Here is a 17,251-nt window from a genome sequence, read left to right as displayed (position 1 = left end):
CGCGAATTAACTCCGGATGGCCCAGAAGGCCAGGTTCAGGCCAGGGAACTGGCCAGCGATGTGGAAGGCGAAGCCGCCGGAATGCACCAGTTGCTTCCAGTGGTCGCTGCCGCGGTCGAGTTCGAAGTAGGTGCTGCCCGCGTGGTACGGGATCTGCCGTGGCGCCACCGGCATCGGCAGCAGCGCGATACCTGGCAGCTGCAGGTTGACCAGGTCGCGGATGTGCTCCACGGAGCCGATCTTGGCCTGCTGCGGGAAGCGCGAACGCAGCGACTCGCCGGGCACGTCGGCACGCACCACGAGGATGAACGCCGAGTTGTCCAGCAGGCTCTTGTCCGCGAGCATCGCCACGTGCACGCCGTAGGCTTTCTCGATGATGGGGATCGGCACGGCGCGGCTGTCGATGACCATCGACAGGGCCTGGCGCAGGGCGAGCATCACCGGGGCGAAGGTGGTGGCCAGGTCGTCGTGCTCATAGGCCGGGAATTCCGCCGGGCGACGGCCGCTGGCGGAGAAGGTGGAGAACTCGCCGGCCAGGCTCACCGCCTCGCGGTAGAACCATTCCGGGTGCAACGGGGTGATGTTGGCCAGGTGCGAAACCAGGGGCTCGGCACGGTTGACCAGTTGCAGCAGGAGGAAGTCGGCGATCTCCGAAGCGCCGCCGGCGCCGGAAGCGACCACGCGACCGGCCAGGGCCTCGCCGCGCTGATGCAGCAGGCCCAGCAGTTCGCTGCGGAAGGCCGCCAGGGGTTGCGAGGCGGTCACATCCAGCAGCGGCGGAATGTAGCTTTCGTCCAGCGCCAGGGAACGGTCGGCACGCTTCTCCACCACCCGCACCACGCCGACGGCGGCGTATTCGCCGAGGCCGTCACGGGCGGTGAGCAGGCGCAGGGCGCGGCCACCGATGGACACGGGGGCTCGGCTTTCGAAGGGGGCGTTGTCGTCGCGCACTTCGCGCACCGCGCTCTGGTAGCGGGCGCCACCCAGGGCCTCGCCCTCCTCCACCGTGTCGCGGGCACCGGCGCGCTTGAGCGGCAGGGCCAGGTAGATGATGCCGTCACGCAGGCTGTCCTCGACGTCCAGCGGCACCGGGGCCACATCGTCGCCGGGGATGTCGAAGGGGGTGCCGTCGGGCAGCACGCCACGAGCCGAGACGATGGCCAGCTTGCCCTGGGTGAGCAGCGCCTCGTCGATCTTCAGTTCGGAGAAACCCCAGCCGCCGGCTTGCAGTGCTCGGCAGCGGCCTTCCACCAGGGACTCCAGGTAGCGGTCGTGCTGCTGGAAATGCTGCGGGCGCAGGAACATCCCCTCAGACCAGACCACTCGGTTGTTCCAGGACATGGACGAACTCTCCGTTTCTATTTGGCCGGCTCGGCGATGGGAGCCGGCGAGACGCTGATGGCGTGGGCGCCGAATTTCACGCTGTAGGCGCTGGTCTGGTTCAGGGGCACGGTGATCACGTCACGCCAGACCGCGCTGTCGAGCTCGCGGTAGCCGACGACGATGCCGAACTGGCGGGTGGCGTCGTCCAGCTTGCGCTCCTGCATCTGCTTGTCGCCGGGCTTGACCGGCAACTCGTCCTGGGCGACCAGGTCGGTGGACAGGGTGGCCTGCGACTGCTCCACCAGGGAGAAGTAGTCGGCACGGTTGAAGGCGGTGGCGCTCTTGAGCTCGAACACCCGCACGCGCACGGGTGCGCCCTGCCCGCCCGGACCCGGGTTGACGTCGCTGGAGGCTTCGATATGCAGCTGCACCACGGTGGGCGGTGGTGGCGGCGGTGGCTCGGAAGCACATGCGCCCAGAAGCGCTACTACGGCTACCAGTAGAATCCTTGGCATTTCGATTCGTCCTCAATGACTGCTGTTGATCCGCGGGGCCGACTGCCTGGCACCCAAGGGGTTGCGGGGGTCAATGCCCGCGAAGTCTGGCGCTGTGCTCCTCGTAGGCGCGGCTGAATTCGCGCCCGAAAAGGTCGTTGAAATCGTCCTCGGCCTCCCGCGAGATGCTGGCGTAGAGGTCGGTGAACAACTCCCAGTATTGCGACTGCCGGGAACCCGGCAGCAAGGCCGAAAGCCCCGAGGGCTTGTTCAGCCGCGCTTCCAGCACCGAGGGCTCGAAGCGTTTAGAATGTGCTTGATGGCCGCCTGCACGCCGGCCATCACCGCCACTGATGGGCCTTGAGGTCGTCGAAGCTTTCGCCCACGGCCTGGTCCGGCGGCATGAACGCGGCGTTGCCGTGGCGCAACAGGAGCAACAGGGCCTCGTCGACGTTGGGGGCGAATTTGAGCGGGTTGTTCTCCACCGGTCGGATCATGGTCTGCGCCATGCGGAACTCGCCCTTGAGACTGGAGCGCGCGCGCAGCACATCCACCAGGCCTTCCACCATCAGACGATAGCTGCGACCGATGGCTTCCATCTGCGCGGCGGCTTCGGCGCGGTCGATGCGCAGTTGGCCAAGGCCGGCGCCACGCAGGAAGGCATCCATCAGTGCACCGTCGTCGCCGCTCGGTGCAGGTGCATGGGCCGGCGCCTGAGTGGCCGGGGCGGACACCGCGGCGGCGTGGGTGGCCTGGGCAGTGGGCGTCAGCGCAGGCGGTGCCGGAACCGGTGCGGGCGTGGCAACGGCAGCACCGGGATCGCCGCTGGCGCCATTTCGATGGCGGGCGGCATCGGTGCGATGGTCTGCTGGGCAATGGGCTGCGGGTCGGGGATGGGCGTCGGAATCGAGGTGGCGGCGGAGTCGTGGCCAAGCGGCGGATTGCTGAAGAAGTCCGCCGGCAATTTCGACGGCTACCGGTGCCGGTTCCAGCGGTGCCGCCGCCGTGGGCATCGGCACCGGAACGGCCGGCGCGTGCTGGGGCGCAGGGCTGGTGAGGCCGAGGTCGGCGAAGGGGTCCCAGTCGGCGGGGATCGCCGGTGCGGCGCCTGCTGGCTCGGCGAAGGCGGCAGGTGCACTCACGGGCGGCACCGGCATCGGCTCGAAACTGGGGATCGGCGTCGGCGGGCGGAAGTCGTGACGGGCTCGGCGGCACGTGATCGGGAATCGACGGTGCGGCAGCCGGTGGGGGGTTGAGGAAGTCGAACAGGTCGGGCTTGGTGTCCAGCGGCGAACCGCCACCCTGGATATGGGCCATGGAAGCCGGCGGCGGCGCCATCGGCTCGGGAATCGAAGGCGTGGAGGTCTCCGCTCATCAGCGCATCGAAGCTGCTGAAGGGGTCGCCGCCCCCGCTCATCGGCGCGGCGCTGGCGGGCTGCATGTTCATGCTCATGCCCTGCACCTGAACGAGGATCTCGTACTCGCCGAGCTTGAGGATTTCGCCATCCAGCAGCGGCTCGCTGTTACCGCGACGCAGGCGCACGCCCGACTGCGCGAGCATCACGCCGTTGGTGCTGGTGTCGGTCAGGTAGTAGGTGCCGTCGCGGAACTGGATGGTGCAATGCTGGCTGGAAACGAGGCGCTCGGGATCGGGCAACACCCAATCGTTATCGGCACTGCGGCCAATCCTCAGCTCACCACGATCAAGCTCCACCTCGGGACGTTGTCCTGGCGTCAGCTTGTGATAACTGGTGATGGTCAAACGCAGTGGCATTGCGACTCCTTGCACTTCTCACTGTGGACGCGAGCACCGAGTCCCTTCGATGCCGTGCAACTTCGATCCGGTCCCTGTTCTGCACGTGGCCCTTGGCCATACACCCATCGTATAGACGAACGGAAATATGCATGGCTTTAGCCGAAATATCTTAGATCGAAAAAAGACAAAAATGACAGCTGAAAGAGGCTAGCGTGGACTGGTGCACATCTGTCGTTTGTGCTCTGGGATTGTCTTGACAAGGGCGAAATACGACCCCAAGAATGGAAAAGAGTTGCAGCGGGTGAAGCCATGAAATTGGCGTCATCGGAACGTTGATCCAAGGGACTGTGATCAGGCCGTACGTTCACTCTGAATACTGCTCGCCTTTACCTCTGAGGCCTGACAAGGAGAACACCCACCGTGGTGGATGTGTCGCGTTTGCTATCCCCTGTTTCCGCTGATTCGCCTTGCGGCGACGACCTCGAATACGACGCTGCGTATCTCGAACTGGAACGTATTGCCCAAGGGCAACCCGAGCGCCAGATGGGCGACTCCGTACTCCCCGCCGAGCCCCCTGTCTGGCGTGATGTTCGCGAGCTGTCCAGTGAGCTGCTGCAACGCAGCAAAGACCTGCGCATCGCCAACTATTTCCTGCAGAGCACCCTCGCCCTCGAAGGGCTGCCGGGTCTCGCCCAGGGCCTGATCCTGGTGCGCGAGCTGCTGACCCAATACTGGGACGGCCTGTACCCGCAGCTCGACGCCGACGATGACAACGACCCCACCTTCCGCATCAACGCCCTCACCGGGCTGGCGGCGGAACCGGTGATCCAGCTGCTGCGCGAAAGCAGCCTGACCAGCTCGCGGGCCTTTGGCTCGGTGAGCCTGCGTGCCGCCCTCAACGCCCTCGACCTGCAGCGCTTCCCCAGTGAAACGCTGACCCCCGAGCAGTTGCAGGGCGCCTTCCGCGACAGCGATGAAGCGCTGCTCGCCAGCACCCGCAGCGCCCTGACCGATGCCCAGTCCGCGCTGGCCACCATCGAGTCGACCCTTTCCGATCGCGTGGGCTCGGCCCAGAGCGCCGACCTCGGCGCCCTCAAGCAGTTGCTGCGCCACGCCCTGCAGATCCACAAGGACCAGGCCCCCGGCGACGACGCCGTAGCCGACGAGCCGGCGGCCGGTGACGACACCGCCAGCGACGCCGGCAGTACCGGCAGCGCACCGAGCGCCCGCGCCACGCCGCGCATCTCCGGCGAGGTGACCAACCGCGACGACGTGCTCAAGACCCTGGATCGCATCCTCGAGTACTACGCGCGCCAGGAGCCATCGAGCCCGGTGCCGATCCTGCTCAAGCGTGCGAAGACCCTGGTCACGGCCGATTTCGCGGCGATCGTGCGCAACCTGATCCCGGATGGAATGTCCCAGTTCGAGAATTTGCGGGGCCCCGAGTCCGAATAGTGCAGGGCACGTTCGAAGCGGGTTCACGCATCCGTTACCGGCTAGCTGCCGATGACGCCAATACAGCCGCACAGGCAGCGAAGGAGGAGCACCATGGGTAGCACCAGCAGTCAGAAATTCATCGCACGCAACCGCGCGCCCCGCGTCCAGATCGAGTACGACGTGGAACTCTACGGCGCCGAGAAGAAGGTGCAGTTGCCCTTCGTCATGGGCGTCATGGCCGACCTCGCCGGCAAGCCGGCCGAACCCCTGGCCGCCGTTGCGGACCGCAAGTTCCTGGAGATCGACGTCGACAACTTCGACTCGCGCCTCAAGGCCATGAAGCCGCGCGTCGCCTTCAACGTGCCCAACGCCCTGACCGGCGACGGCAACCTGTCCCTGGACATCACCTTCGAGAGCATGGACGACTTCAGCCCCGCCGCCGTGGCGCGCAAGGTCGACTCGCTGAACCAGCTGCTCGAAGCCCGCACCCAGCTCGCCAACCTGCTGACCTACATGGACGGCAAGACCGGCGCTGAAGAGCTGATCATGAAAGCGATCAAGGACCCGGCCCTGCTGCAGGCCCTGGCCAGCGCGCCGAAGCCGCAAGACAACGAGCCGCAAGCTTAAGAGGACACCCAGATGGCCGAATTGATGACCGACGCTGCGCCCCAGGGCGGCGAAGCGACCGAGCAGACCAGCGAGTTCGCCTCGCTGCTGCTGCAGGAATTCAAACCCAAGACCGAGCGTGCCCGCGAAGCGGTGGAAACCGCCGTGCGCACCCTCGCCGAGCATGCCCTGGCACAGACCAGCCTGATCTCCAACGATGCGATCAAGTCGATCGAATCCATCATCGCTGCGATCGACGCCAAGCTCACCGAGCAGGTCAACCTGATCATGCACCACCCGGATTTCCAGCAACTGGAAAGCGCCTGGCGTGGCCTGCATTACCTGGTGAACAACACCGAGACCGACGAGCAGCTGAAGATCCGCGTGCTGAACATTTCCAAGGGCGAGCTGCACAAGACCCTGAAGAAATTCAAAGGCACCGCCTGGGACCAGAGCCCGATCTTCAAGAAGCTCTACGAAGAGGAATACGGCCAGTTCGGTGGCGAGCCCTACGGCTGCCTGCTGGGCGACTACTACTTCGACCAGTCGCCGCCGGACGTGGAGCTGCTGGGCGAGATCGCCAAGGTCTCCGCCGCCATGCACGCGCCGTTCATCTCCGCCGCCTCCCCCACCGTGATGGGCATGGGTTCCTGGCAGGAGCTGTCCAACCCGCGTGACCTGACCAAGATCTTCACCACCCCGGAATACGCCGGCTGGCGCTCGCTGCGCGAGTCCGACGACGCGCGCTACATCGGCCTGACCATGCCGCGCTTCCTGGCCCGCCAACCCTACGGCGCCAAGACCGACCCGGTGGAAGAGTTCGCCTTCGAGGAAGACACCGCCGGCGCCGACAGCGCCAAGTACACCTGGGCCAACTCGGCCTACGCCATGGCGGTGAACATCAACCGTTCGTTCAAACTCTACGGCTGGTGCTCGCGCATCCGTGGCGTGGAATCCGGTGGTGAAGTGCCGAACCTGCCGGCGCACACCTTCCCCACCGACGACGGTGGCGTGGACATGAAGTGCCCGACCGAGATCGCCATCTCCGACCGCCGCGAGGCCGAGCTGGCGAAGAACGGTTTCATGCCGCTGCTGCACAAGAAGAACACCGACCTGGCGGCCTTCATCGGCGCCCAGTCCCTGCAGAAGCCGGCGGAATACGACGACCCGGACGCCACCGCCAACGCCAACCTGGCGGCGCGCCTGCCGTACCTGTTCGCCACCTGCCGCTTCGCGCACTACCTCAAGTGCATCGTTCGCGACAAGATCGGCTCGTTCAAGGAGAAGGACGACATGCAGCGCTGGCTGCAGGACTGGATCCTCAACTACGTCGATGGCGATCCCGCTCACTCCACCGAAACCACCAAGGCGCAGCACCCGCTGGCAGCCGCTGAAGTGGTGGTCGAGGAGATCGAGGGCAACCCGGGCTATTACAGCTCGAAGTTCTACCTGCGTCCGCACTACCAGCTCGAAGGGCTGACCGTGTCGCTGCGCCTGGTATCCAAGCTGCCTTCGGCCAAGGGGGCCTGAGGCGCGTCACTTTAAGCGCCCGCCAGGTGGCGGGCGTCTCTGACAAAGTGGCGAAAGCCACGAAGGAGGAATGATGGCTGTAGATATGTTCATCAAGATCGGCGACGTCGAAGGCGAGTCCGCCGACAAGAGCCACGGCAAGGAAATCGACGTGCTGGCCTGGAGCTGGGGCATGTCCCAATCCGGCAACATGCACCAGGGTGGTGGCGGCGGCGCCGGCAAGGTAAGCGTGCAGGACCTGTCGCTGACCAAGTACGTCGACAAGTCCAGCCCCAACCTGATGATGGCCTGCTCCAGCGGTAAGCATTACCCGGAAGCCAAGCTGACCATCCGCAAGGCGGGCGGCGAGTCGCCGGTCGAGTACCTGATCATCACCATGAGCGAAGTGCTGATCTCCTCCGTGAGCACCGGCGGTAGCGGTGGTGAGGATCGCCTGACCGAAAACATCAGCCTGAACTTCGCCCAGGTGAAGGTCGACTACCAGCCGCAGAAAGCCGACGGCGCCAAAGATGGCGGCCCGGTCAAATACGGCTGGAACATCCGCGAGAACGTCAAGATCTGATGCTCTCTCATCCGGGCCTGCGCAAGCGGGCCCGGATGCGTTTCAAGCCACCCTCCCCCGGACCGACCATGGCCAGACCCTTGCCCGATTCCCACGCAGCGGCCTCCCCTCCGCCGGTCGACCTTCGTGACGCTGCCCACTGCCGCCTGCCCCAGGCCGCAGTGGAGAGCGCCACCTCGAGCCACACCCCCCATTCCCTTCGCGCAGCCCGGCTGCAGGCAGGACGACCATGACCGCCGAAGAACTACTGCGCGCAGGACGCGCCGACGAAGCCCTGAAGTCCTTGCAGGACCAGGTGCGTGCCCAACCTTCCAACGCCGAGCTGCGGGTGTTCCTGTTCCAGCTGCTGGCGGTGCTCGGCCAATGGAGCCGCGCGCAGAACCAGTTGAAAGTCGCCGGCGAGCTGGATGCCAGCACCCTGGCCATGGTGCAGACCTACCGCACCGCCCTGGAATGCGAAGCCCTGCGCGCCGAAGTCTTCGCCGGCCGCCTCACCCCCGTGGTGCTGGGCGAGCCCGCCGAATGGGTGGCGCCGCTGATCCAGGCCCTCAAGCATGACGCCGAAGGCCAGCACGAAGCCGCCCAGGCCCTGCGCGACCAGGCCTTCGAAGCCGCCCCCGCCGTCGCCGGCACCCTCAACGACCAGCCCTTCGAATGGTTCGCCGACGCCGACCCGCGCCTGGGCCCGGTGCTCGAACTCATCGTCAACGGCCGCTACGTGTGGCTGCCGATGCACAACATCCAGAGCCTGGTGACCGAGGCGCCCACCGACCTGCGCGACCTGGTCTGGCTGCCGGTGGAAGTCACCCTGGTCAACGGCGGCGCCACAGTGGGCCTGATCCCCAGCCGCTACCCGGGCAGCCAGGACGACGCCGACGGCGCCATCCGCCTGAGCCGCAAGACCGACTTCCTCGACGACGGCCGCCCCATCGGCCAGCGCCTGTTCGTCACCGACCAGGGCGACACCGCGCTGTTCGAACTGCGCACCCTCGCCTTCGGGCAGCCGGAGGCCTGAGCATGGCCGAGCTGACGCTGCAGGAACGTCTGCAACCCTCCCTTCTGGACCGGTTGACCGACGAGGACCCGAGCAACGCCAAGGAGAGCGTCGACAAGCGCGTGCTCTCCCTGACCCAGCTCAAGGCGTCCGTCCTGCGCGACCTGGCTTGGCTGTTCAACACCATCGCGCCGCTCGACAGCGAGACCTCTAGCGAGATCCAGGCCGGCAACTCGGTGGTCAACTACGGCCTGCCGCCGCTGGCCGGGCACACCGCCTCCAGCGTCGACGTGCAGGCCATCGAGGCCCTGCTCACCGAGACTATTGCCGACTACGAGCCGCGCATCATCCGATCCACCTTGCGCGTGCGCGCCCAGCTGGCAGCCGACCAGATGAACCACAACGCCCTGTCCTTCGAGATCGAAGGCGACCTGTGGGCCGAACCCGTGCCCCTGCGCATGCTCCTCACCACCGACCTGGACCTGGAGACCGGCCACGTGCAGATCGTCCCCGCCGACCACCTGCGGAAGCGCAACAAATGAACCCGCGCATGCTCGAGTACTACAACCAGGAGCTGCAGCACATCCGCGAAAGCGCGGCGGAATTCGCCGGTGAGTACCCGAAGATCGCCAGCCGCCTGACCCTCTCCGGCATCGACTGCGCCGACCCCTATGTCGAGCGCCTGCTGGAAGGCTTCGCCTACCTCACCGCGCGGGTGCAGCTCAAACTCGACGCCGAGTACCCGACCTTTACCCACAACCTGCTGGAGATCGCCTACCCGCACTACCTGGCACCGACCCCGTCGATGACCGTGGTGCAGCTGCAGGCCGATCCCAACGAAGGCTCCCTGGCCAGCGGCTTCACCGTGGAGCGCAATGCCTCCCTGCGCGGCCTGCTGGGCACCGACGAACAGACCGCCTGCGAGTACCGCACCTCCCAGCCGGTGACCCTGTGGCCGCTGGAAGTGGCCAAGGTCGAATACTTCGGCAACCCCGCCTCGGTGCTCGGCCGCCTCGCCGCCTCCGAGCCCAGCGCCAAGGCCGCACTGCGCCTGCGCCTGCGCACCGGTGCCGGGCTGCCGTTCAGCGCCCTGCCCCTGGAAAGCCTGTCGTTCTACCTGCACGGCGCTGACGAACAACCCTTCCGCCTCTACGAGCAGCTGCTGGGCAATGCCTGCGCGGTGTTCGTCCAGGCCCCCGGCGGCGACTGGGTCGAGCGCCTGCCGCCGGAGAGCCTGCGCCCGCGCGGCTTCGACGACGAGGACGCGGTGCTGCCGGTGGTGCCCCGCGCCTTCCAGGGCTACCGCCTGCTGCAGGAATACTTCGCCCTGCCCAACCGCTTCCTGTTCATCGACGTGGCCAACCTGCGCCGCCCGGTGCAGCGCTGCGCCGGCCAGGAGCTGGACGTCATCGTGCTGTTCAACCGCATCGACCAGAGCCTGGAAGGCAGCATCGGCACCGAGCAGTTCAAGCTGTTCTGCACCCCGGCGGTGAACCTGTTCCCCCGGCGCGCCGACCGCATCCACCTGAGCGACCGCGTGCACGAGCACCAGGTGATCGTCGACCGCACCCGCCCGCTGGATTTCGAGGTGCATTCGCTCACCGAGGTCAGCGGCCACGGCGCCGGCCCCGAGCAACCCTTCCAGCCCTTCTATGCCGTGCGCGACCCGTCCCGCTATGGCCGCGAGCAGGCCTGGTACACGGTGCGCCGCGAGCCCCGCGTGCTGTCCAGCAAGCAACGCCGCAAGGGCCCGCGCTCCACCTACATCGGCAGCGAGACCTTCATCTCCCTGGTGGACGCCAACCAGGCGCCCTACCGCCACGACCTGCGCCAGCTGGGCATCGGCGCGCTGTGCACCAACCGCGACCTGCCGCTGTTCATGCCGGTGGGCAACGGCCGCAGCGACTTCACCCTGGAAGACAGCGCCCCGGTGGTGTCCGTGCGCTGCCTGGCCGGGCCGAGCCGCCCGCGTGTGAGCCGCGCCCACGACGCCAGTGCCTGGCGCCTGATCAGCCAGCTGTCGCTCAACTACCTGTCGCTGAGCCAGGAAGGCCAGGGCGCCGCCGCCCTGCGCGAACTGCTGCGCCTGTATGGCGACCCCACCGACTCGGCGCTGCAGATGCAGATCGAAGGCCTGCGCCAGGTCACCAGCAAGCCCTGTACGCGGCGCCTGCCGATGCCGGGGCCCATCGTCTTCGGCCGCGGCCTGGAGATCGGCCTGGAGTTCGACGAGAACGCCTTCCGCGGCACCGGGGTCTTCCTCCTGGGCGCGGTGCTGGAACGTTTCCTGACACGCTATGTGTCGATCAACAGCTTCACCGAAACGGTGATGCGGACCACTGAACGGGGCGAGGTGATGCGATGGCGGGCGAAGCCCGGACGCCGTCCGAATCTGTGAACACCCTCGCGGCCATGGAGACCGCGCCCTGGAACTACGATTTCTTCCAGGCGCTGCGCCGCATCGAGTGCGAATTCCCCGAGCGCCCGCGCCTGGGGCATTCCGTGCGCCTGGCCGACGACCCGCTGCGCCTGGGGCAGAAACCCGATTGCGGCTTCGCCCCCTCGACCCTGGCCAGCGTCGAGCACAACCCCGACGGCACGCCGCGCATCGAGCAGTACTTCTTCGGCCTCACCGGCCCCAACGGCCCGCTGCCGCTGCACCTGACCGAATACGCCCGTGAGCGCCAGCGCAACAACGCCGACGCCACCTTCAAGCGCTTCCTCGACGTCTTCAACCACCGCCTGCTGACCCTGTTCTACCGCGCCTGGGCCGAAGCCCGGCCGACCGTGAGCCAGGACCGCCCCGGCGACGACTACTGGTCGCCGCGCCTCGGCGCCCTCTCCGGCCGCGGCATGCAGAGCCTGATGGGCCAGGGGCCGATCGACGACGCCGCGCGCTACTACTTCACCGGCCACCTGGCGGCACAGACCCGCTACCCGGACGGCCTGCGCACCATACTCGCGGAGTTCTTCGGCGTCCCCGTGGCCATCGAGGAGTACGTCGGCCAGTGGCTGGAACTCCCCGAGTACAGCCGCCTGGGCGCCCAGGCCAGCACCCTGGGCGTCGACCTGTGCCTGGGCACCCACGTGTGGGACCGCCAGCACAAGTTCCGCATCCGCATCGGCCCGCTGGGGCTCTCGCAGTACCAGCGCTTCCTGCCCGGTGGCGAGCTGTTCCATGAACTGGCCGCCTGGGTCGCCGAGTACCTGGGCGAGGAGCTGGACTGGGACAGCAACCTGGTGCTGGAACGTGACGAAGTGCCGCCCATGACCCTGGGCGGCGGCGACCGGCTGGGTTTCAACACCTGGCTGGGCAAGCCCGAAGGCGACGCCGACGACCTGCTGCTGGCGGTGAGCCACCTGAACCACGGTGCGGAAGCGCGCGCCTGAGTGCGCGCCACCGCGACCCGCCGATAGAAAACAACACGAAGCGCATGGAGTGCTTCAGACAGGACCAACCACACGGCCATCACAGCAAGCGTGCCGTCAGGAAAAGGAGAGCAAGATGAGCGAAATCAGTCGTGCCAAGCTGTTCGGAAAGCTGAACAGCCTCGCCTACAAGGCGATCGAAGCGGCCACGGTGTTCTGCAAGCTGCGTGGCAACCCCTATGTCGAGCTGGTGCACTGGTTCCACCAGGTCCTGCAGCTGCAGGATTCCGACCTGCACCAGATCATCCGCCAGTTCAACATCGAACCCGGGCGCCTGGCCAAGGACATCACCGAGGCGCTGGATCGCCTGCCCCGTGGCTCGACCTCGATCACCGACCTGTCCTCCCACGTCGAGGAAGCGGTGGAACGCGGCTGGGTCTACGGCAGCCTGATGTTCGGTGAGAGCCAGGTGCGCACCGCCTATCTGGTGGTGGGCATCCTCAAGACGCCGAGCCTGCGCCACGCGCTGACCTCCATTTCCCGCGAGTTCGACAAGATCAAGGTGGAAACCCTGATCGAGCGCTTCGACGAGATCGTCGGCAGCTCCCCGGAAAACGCCCTGACCGCCACCGACGGTTTCAACGCCGGCGCCGCCCCGGGCGAAGCCAGCGGTGCCATGGCCCCTTCCGCCATGGGCAAGCAGGAAGCGCTGAAGCGTTTCACCGTCGACCTCACCGAGCAGGCCCGCAGCGGCAAGCTGGACCCCATCGTCGGCCGTGACGACGAGATCCGCCAACTGGTGGACATCCTCATGCGTCGCCGCCAGAACAACCCGATCCTCACCGGCGAGGCCGGCGTGGGCAAGACCGCCGTGGTGGAAGGCTTCGCCCTGCGCATCGTCGCCGGCGACGTGCCGCCCTCGCTGAAGGACGTCGAACTGCGCGCCCTGGACGTGGGCCTGCTGCAGGCCGGCGCCAGCATGAAGGGCGAGTTCGAACAGCGCCTGCGCCAGGTGATCGAAGACGTACAGAGCTCGCCCAAGCCGATCATCCTGTTCATCGACGAAGCCCACACCCTGGTCGGCGCCGGTGGCGCCGCCGGTACCGGCGACGCAGCCAACCTGCTCAAGCCGGCCCTGGCGCGCGGCACCCTGCGCACCGTCGCAGCCACCACCTGGGCCGAGTACAAGAAGCACATCGAGAAGGACCCCGCCCTCACCCGCCGCTTCCAGGTGGTGCAGGTGGACGAGCCGTCCGAGCACCGCGCCATCCTGATGATGCGCGGCGTCGCCTCGACCATGGAGAAGCACCACCAGGTGCAGATCCTCGACGAAGCGCTGGAGGCGGCGGTCAAGCTGTCCCACCGCTACATCCCCGCGCGCCAGTTGCCGGACAAGTCGGTGAGCCTGCTGGACACCGCCTGCGCCCGCGTCGCCATCAGCCTGCACGCCGTGCCGGCCGAGGTGGACGACAGCCGCCGTCGCATCGAGGCCCTGGAAACCGAGCTGGCCATCATCGGCCGCGAGCACGCCATCGGCGTCGCCATCGGCAGCCGTCGCACCGACGTCGACAACGCGCTGGCGGAAGAGCGCGGCCGCCTGGCCGAGCTGGAAGCCCGCTGGAACGAAGAGAAAGCCCTGGTGGACGAGCTGCTGGCCACCCGCGCCAACCTGCGCGCCGCCGCCGAGCCGGTGGACGGCACCAGCCGCGAAGGTGGCGCCGATGCGCCGAGCCTGAGCGAAGACGAGCTCAATGGCCTACGCGCCAAGCTGGCCGACCTGCAACAGCGCCTGAGCACGCTGCAAGGCGAGAACCCGCTGATCCTGCCGACCGTGGACTACCAGGCCGTGGCCTCGGTGGTGGCCGACTGGACCGGCATCCCGGTGGGCCGCATGGCCCGCAACGAGATCGAGACCGTGCTCAACCTGGGCACCCACCTGAAGAAGCGCATCATCGGCCAGGACCACGCCCTGGAGATGATCGCCAAGCGCATCCAGACCTCCCGCGCCGGGCTCGACAACCCCAGCAAGCCCATCGGCGTGTTCATGCTCGCCGGCACCTCGGGCGTGGGCAAGACCGAAACCGCGCTGGCCCTGGCCGAAGCCATGTACGGCGGTGAGCAGAACGTCATCACCATCAACATGAGCGAGTTCCAGGAAGCCCATACCGTCTCCACCCTCAAGGGTGCCCCGCCCGGCTACATCGGCTACGGCGAAGGCGGCGTGCTCACCGAGGCGGTGCGGCGCAAGCCCTACAGCGTGGTGCTGCTGGACGAGGTGGAGAAAGCCCACCCGGACGTGCACGAGATCTTCTTCCAGGTGTTCGACAAGGGCGTGATGGAAGACGGCGAAGGCCGGGTGATCGACTTCAAGAACACCCTGATCCTGCTCACCACCAACGCCGGCACCGACCTGATCGCCAGCCTGTGCAACGACCCCGAGCTGATGCCCGAACCCGAAGGCATCGCCAAGTCGCTGCGTGAGCCGCTGCTGAAGATCTTCCCGCCGGCCCTGCTCGGCCGCCTGGTGACCATCCCCTACTACCCGCTGACCGACGAGATGCTGAAGAGCATCACCCGCCTGCAGCTGGGCCGTATCAAGAAGCGTGTGGAGGGCTCCCACAAGGTGCCCTTCGACTTCGACGACAAGGTGGTGGACCTGGTGGTTTCCCGCTGCACCGAAACCGAGAGCGGCGGTCGCCAGATCGACGCCATCCTCACCAACAGCATGCTGCCGGACCTCTCCCGCGAGTTCCTCGGCCGCATGCTGGAAGGCCGCAAGGTCGAGAAGGTGGTGGTGGGCGCCGAGAACGGCGAGTTCACCTACAGCTTCGATTGAAGCGACGCGGCGCACTCCACCCAGGAGTGCGCCGCCTGATATAAACGGTTCCGGCGCGTCGGAACCCGGCAGTGACGCGCGCAGCGCTAAGGAAGTAGTGGGATGGCGATTACGCAACGGGCACGCATGGCCAAGGTCAGCAGCCCGCTGGGCGGCGATGCATTGCTGCTGGACCGGCTCGACGGCCATGAGGAACTGGGGCGGCTGTTCGACTATGAACTGAGCCTGATCTCCGAGGATCACTCGATCCAGCTCGACGCCCTGCTGGGCAAGCCCATGGGCGTTTCCCTGGAGCTGCCCGACGGCAGCCAGCGCTACTTCCACGGCATCGCCTGCCGCTGCAGCCAGGCCGCCGGCACCGGCCAGTTCGCCGCCTACCAGGTGAGCCTGCGGCCGTGGTTCTGGTTGCTGTCGCGCACCTCCGACTGCCGCATCTTCCAGAACAAGACGGTGCCGGACATCATCAAGCAGGTGTTCCGCGACCTCGGCTTCTCGGATTTCGAAGACGCCCTCACCCGCCCCTACACCGAGTGGGAGTACTGCGTTCAGTACCGCGAGACCAGCTTCGAGTTCGTCAGCCGGCTGATGGAACAGGAAGGCATCTACTACTACTTCCGCCATGAACAGGCGCGCCATGTGCTGGTGCTCTCCGATGCCTACGGCGCCCATGCGCCGGTGGCCGGCTACGCCACGGTGCCCTTCTACCCGCTGGCGGACCAGATGCGCGAACGCGACCACGTCTATGACTGGTACCTGGCGCGCGAGGTGCAGCCGGGTTCGCTGTCCCTCAACGACTACGACTTCCAGCGCCCCAGCGCCCACCTGCAGGTGCGCTCCACCGTCAGCCGCGCCCACAGCAACGCCGAGCACCCGCTGTACGACTACCCGGGCGAATACACCCAGAGCCAGGACGGCGAGCAATACGCACGCAACCGCATCGAAGCCATCCAGACCCAGTTCGAGCGCGTGCAGCTGCGCACCAACGCCCGCGGCCTGGGCTCGGGCCACCTGTTCAAGATGAGCGGCTACCCCCGTGCCGACCAGAACCGCGAATACCTGATCGTCGGCGCGCGCTATTCGGTCAGCCAGGAAAGCTATGAAAGCGGCGCCTCGGGCGGCCCGCTGCAGTTCGACAGCTCGCTTGATTGCATCGAGGCGCGCCAGCCCTTCCGCCCCATGCCCACCACCATCAAGCCCATCGTCCAGGGCCCGCAGACGGCCATGGTCGTTGGTCCGAAAGGCGAGGAAATCTGGACCGACCAGTACGGCCGGGTGAAGGTGCATTTCTACTGGGACCGCCACGACCAGTCCAACGAAAACAGCTCCTGCTGGATACGCGTATCCCAGGCCTGGGCCGGCAAGAACTGGGGCTCGGTGCAGATCCCACGCATCGGCCAGGAAGTGATAGTCGGCTTCCTCGAAGGCGACCCCGACCGCCCGATCATCACCGGCCGCGTGTACAACGCCGAGCAGACGGTGCCCTACGAGCTGCCCGCCAACGCCACCCAGAGCGGCACCAAGAGCCGTTCCAGCAAAGGCGGCACGCCGGCGAACTTCAACGAAATCCGCATGGAGGACAAGAAGGGCGCCGAGCAGCTGTACATCCACGCGGAACGCAACCAGGACATCGCCGTCGAGCACGACGAATCCCACTGGGTCGGCCACAACCGCACCAAGAGCGTGGACAACGACGAGCTGGCACGCATCGGCCAGGACCGCACCCGCGCGGTGAAGCGCAACGACACCCTGATGGTGGGCGGCGCCAAGACCGACAGCGTGAGCACCCAGTACCTGATCGAAGCCGGCGCGCAGATCCGCCTGGTGTGCGGCAAGAGCGTGCTGGAGTTCAACGCCAGCGGCGAGATCAACATCTCCGGCACCGCCTTCAACCTCTACACCAGCGGCAACACCGCCATCGACACCGGCAGCCGCCTCGACCTCAACTCCGGGGTCGCCAGCGAAGTGCCGAACAAGGGCAAGGGCATCAAGGGCACCATCGACGCCATGGTCAAGGCGCTGTTCCCACCACCCAAGGCCTGACCGCCCTGCCCGGCCGCCGGCTGATCACCCATGCCCCGCCGCGTAGGGTGGACCCCGCGCCATCGGTCCACCTTGCGTGTTCGCCGGCCACTCCGCTGGTGGATGAAAAAGCGCCATCCACCCTACGAACTGCTCAGGCGCCGTGGGAGCGAATTCATTCGCGATGGCCGATCACCCATGCCTCCGCCGCGTAGGGTGGACCACGCTCCATCGGTCCACCTTTCGTGCTCGCCGGCCACTCCGCTGGTGGATGAGAAAAGCGCCATCCACCCTACGAAGGTGTCACGGCACGGCGCCTGGGTTG

12 protein-coding genes and 1 pseudogene are annotated in these 17,251 nt (G+C 66.9%); 10 read left to right on the top strand and 3 right to left on the bottom strand.

Annotated elements, in window-relative coordinates; all coding sequences use genetic code 11:
• Positions 1-6: 6 nt before the first annotated feature.
• The 3 genes and pseudogenes from tssK to tagH form a co-directional block, all read right to left on the bottom strand.
• On the bottom strand, positions 7-1,341 hold the full coding sequence (gene tssK / locus ACXI0U_RS08620) for a type VI secretion system baseplate subunit TssK (protein WP_031287027.1): 1,335 nt from the start codon (positions 1,339-1,341) through the stop codon (positions 7-9).
• A gap of 17 nt (positions 1,342-1,358) precedes the next feature.
• A complete protein-coding gene (tssJ, locus tag ACXI0U_RS08615; RefSeq protein ID WP_479550050.1) occupies positions 1,359-1,838 on the bottom strand; it encodes a type VI secretion system lipoprotein TssJ in 480 nt (159 codons plus the stop codon).
• 70 nt (positions 1,839-1,908) lie between these two features.
• Positions 1,909-3,591: pseudogene (tagH, locus tag ACXI0U_RS08610) on the bottom strand (type VI secretion system-associated FHA domain protein TagH).
• A gap of 402 nt (positions 3,592-3,993) precedes the next feature.
• On the opposite strand from tagH, the gene tssA reads away from it, so the two are divergent.
• From tssA to ACXI0U_RS08560, 10 genes are all read left to right on the top strand, one after another.
• Entirely contained in the window at positions 3,994-5,028 is a 1,035-nt protein-coding gene (gene tssA, locus ACXI0U_RS08605; protein ID WP_479550049.1) for a type VI secretion system protein TssA, read from the top strand.
• Between the two features lie 93 nt (positions 5,029-5,121).
• Positions 5,122-5,637, top strand: a complete 516-nt coding sequence (tssB, locus tag ACXI0U_RS08600; RefSeq protein WP_021217506.1) for a type VI secretion system contractile sheath small subunit — start codon at positions 5,122-5,124, stop codon at positions 5,635-5,637.
• Between the two features lie 12 nt (positions 5,638-5,649).
• A complete protein-coding gene (tssC, locus tag ACXI0U_RS08595) occupies positions 5,650-7,146 on the top strand; it encodes a type VI secretion system contractile sheath large subunit (RefSeq protein WP_021217507.1) in 1,497 nt (498 codons plus the stop codon).
• Positions 7,147-7,219: 73 nt separating this feature from the next.
• The gene (locus ACXI0U_RS08590; protein WP_031287032.1) at positions 7,220-7,708 is read left to right on the top strand and encodes an Hcp family type VI secretion system effector; all 489 of its coding nucleotides are present in this window, start codon (positions 7,220-7,222) and stop codon (positions 7,706-7,708) included.
• A gap of 229 nt (positions 7,709-7,937) precedes the next feature.
• Entirely contained in the window at positions 7,938-8,723 is a 786-nt protein-coding gene (locus ACXI0U_RS08585; protein WP_021217509.1) for a type VI secretion system accessory protein TagJ, read from the top strand.
• 2 nt (positions 8,724-8,725) lie between these two features.
• Positions 8,726-9,244: a type VI secretion system baseplate subunit TssE gene (gene tssE, locus ACXI0U_RS08580; RefSeq protein WP_021217510.1), complete on the top strand. Its 519-nt coding sequence runs from the start codon at positions 8,726-8,728 to the stop codon at positions 9,242-9,244.
• Positions 9,241-11,100, top strand: coding sequence for a type VI secretion system baseplate subunit TssF (gene tssF / locus ACXI0U_RS08575; RefSeq protein ID WP_184490503.1), 1,860 nt, complete (start codon positions 9,241-9,243; stop codon positions 11,098-11,100). The genes tssE and tssF overlap by 4 nt, the downstream gene beginning before the upstream one ends.
• A complete protein-coding gene (tssG, locus tag ACXI0U_RS08570; RefSeq protein WP_021217512.1) occupies positions 11,064-12,092 on the top strand; it encodes a type VI secretion system baseplate subunit TssG in 1,029 nt (342 codons plus the stop codon). Before tssF ends, tssG begins: the two co-directional genes overlap by 37 nt.
• Before the next feature lie 115 nt (positions 12,093-12,207).
• A complete protein-coding gene (gene tssH / locus ACXI0U_RS08565) occupies positions 12,208-14,907 on the top strand; it encodes a type VI secretion system ATPase TssH (protein WP_479550048.1) in 2,700 nt (899 codons plus the stop codon).
• A 126-nt stretch (positions 14,908-15,033) separates the two neighbouring features.
• Entirely contained in the window at positions 15,034-16,947 is a 1,914-nt protein-coding gene (locus ACXI0U_RS08560; protein ID WP_374981907.1) for a type VI secretion system Vgr family protein, read from the top strand.
• Positions 16,948-17,251: the final 304 nt, after the last annotated feature.

It is taken from the genome of Pseudomonas sp. C9D1 (assembly GCF_056491235.1).
This window is presented reverse-complemented; position numbering and strand designations above follow the sequence as displayed.

What these genes read in the sequence shown, in the direction of transcription:
- tssK (WP_031287027.1), bottom strand. Translation starts at nt 1,341, where the DNA reads ATGTCCTGGAACAACCGAGTGGTCTGGTCTGAGGGGATGTTCCTGCGC.
- tssJ (WP_479550050.1), bottom strand. Translation starts at nt 1,838, where the DNA reads ATGCCAAGGATTCTACTGGTAGCCGTAGTAGCGCTTCTGGGCGCATGT.
- tssB (WP_021217506.1), top strand. Translation starts at nt 5,122, where the DNA reads ATGGGTAGCACCAGCAGTCAGAAATTCATCGCACGCAACCGCGCGCCC.
- tssC (WP_021217507.1), top strand. Translation starts at nt 5,650, where the DNA reads ATGGCCGAATTGATGACCGACGCTGCGCCCCAGGGCGGCGAAGCGACC.
- ACXI0U_RS08590 (WP_031287032.1), top strand. Translation starts at nt 7,220, where the DNA reads ATGGCTGTAGATATGTTCATCAAGATCGGCGACGTCGAAGGCGAGTCC.
- ACXI0U_RS08585 (WP_021217509.1), top strand. Translation starts at nt 7,938, where the DNA reads ATGACCGCCGAAGAACTACTGCGCGCAGGACGCGCCGACGAAGCCCTG.
- tssE (WP_021217510.1), top strand. Translation starts at nt 8,726, where the DNA reads ATGGCCGAGCTGACGCTGCAGGAACGTCTGCAACCCTCCCTTCTGGAC.
- tssF (WP_184490503.1), top strand. Translation starts at nt 9,241, where the DNA reads ATGAACCCGCGCATGCTCGAGTACTACAACCAGGAGCTGCAGCACATC.
- tssG (WP_021217512.1), top strand. Translation starts at nt 11,064, where the DNA reads ATGGCGGGCGAAGCCCGGACGCCGTCCGAATCTGTGAACACCCTCGCG.
- tssH (WP_479550048.1), top strand. Translation starts at nt 12,208, where the DNA reads ATGAGCGAAATCAGTCGTGCCAAGCTGTTCGGAAAGCTGAACAGCCTC.
- ACXI0U_RS08560 (WP_374981907.1), top strand. Translation starts at nt 15,034, where the DNA reads ATGGCCAAGGTCAGCAGCCCGCTGGGCGGCGATGCATTGCTGCTGGAC.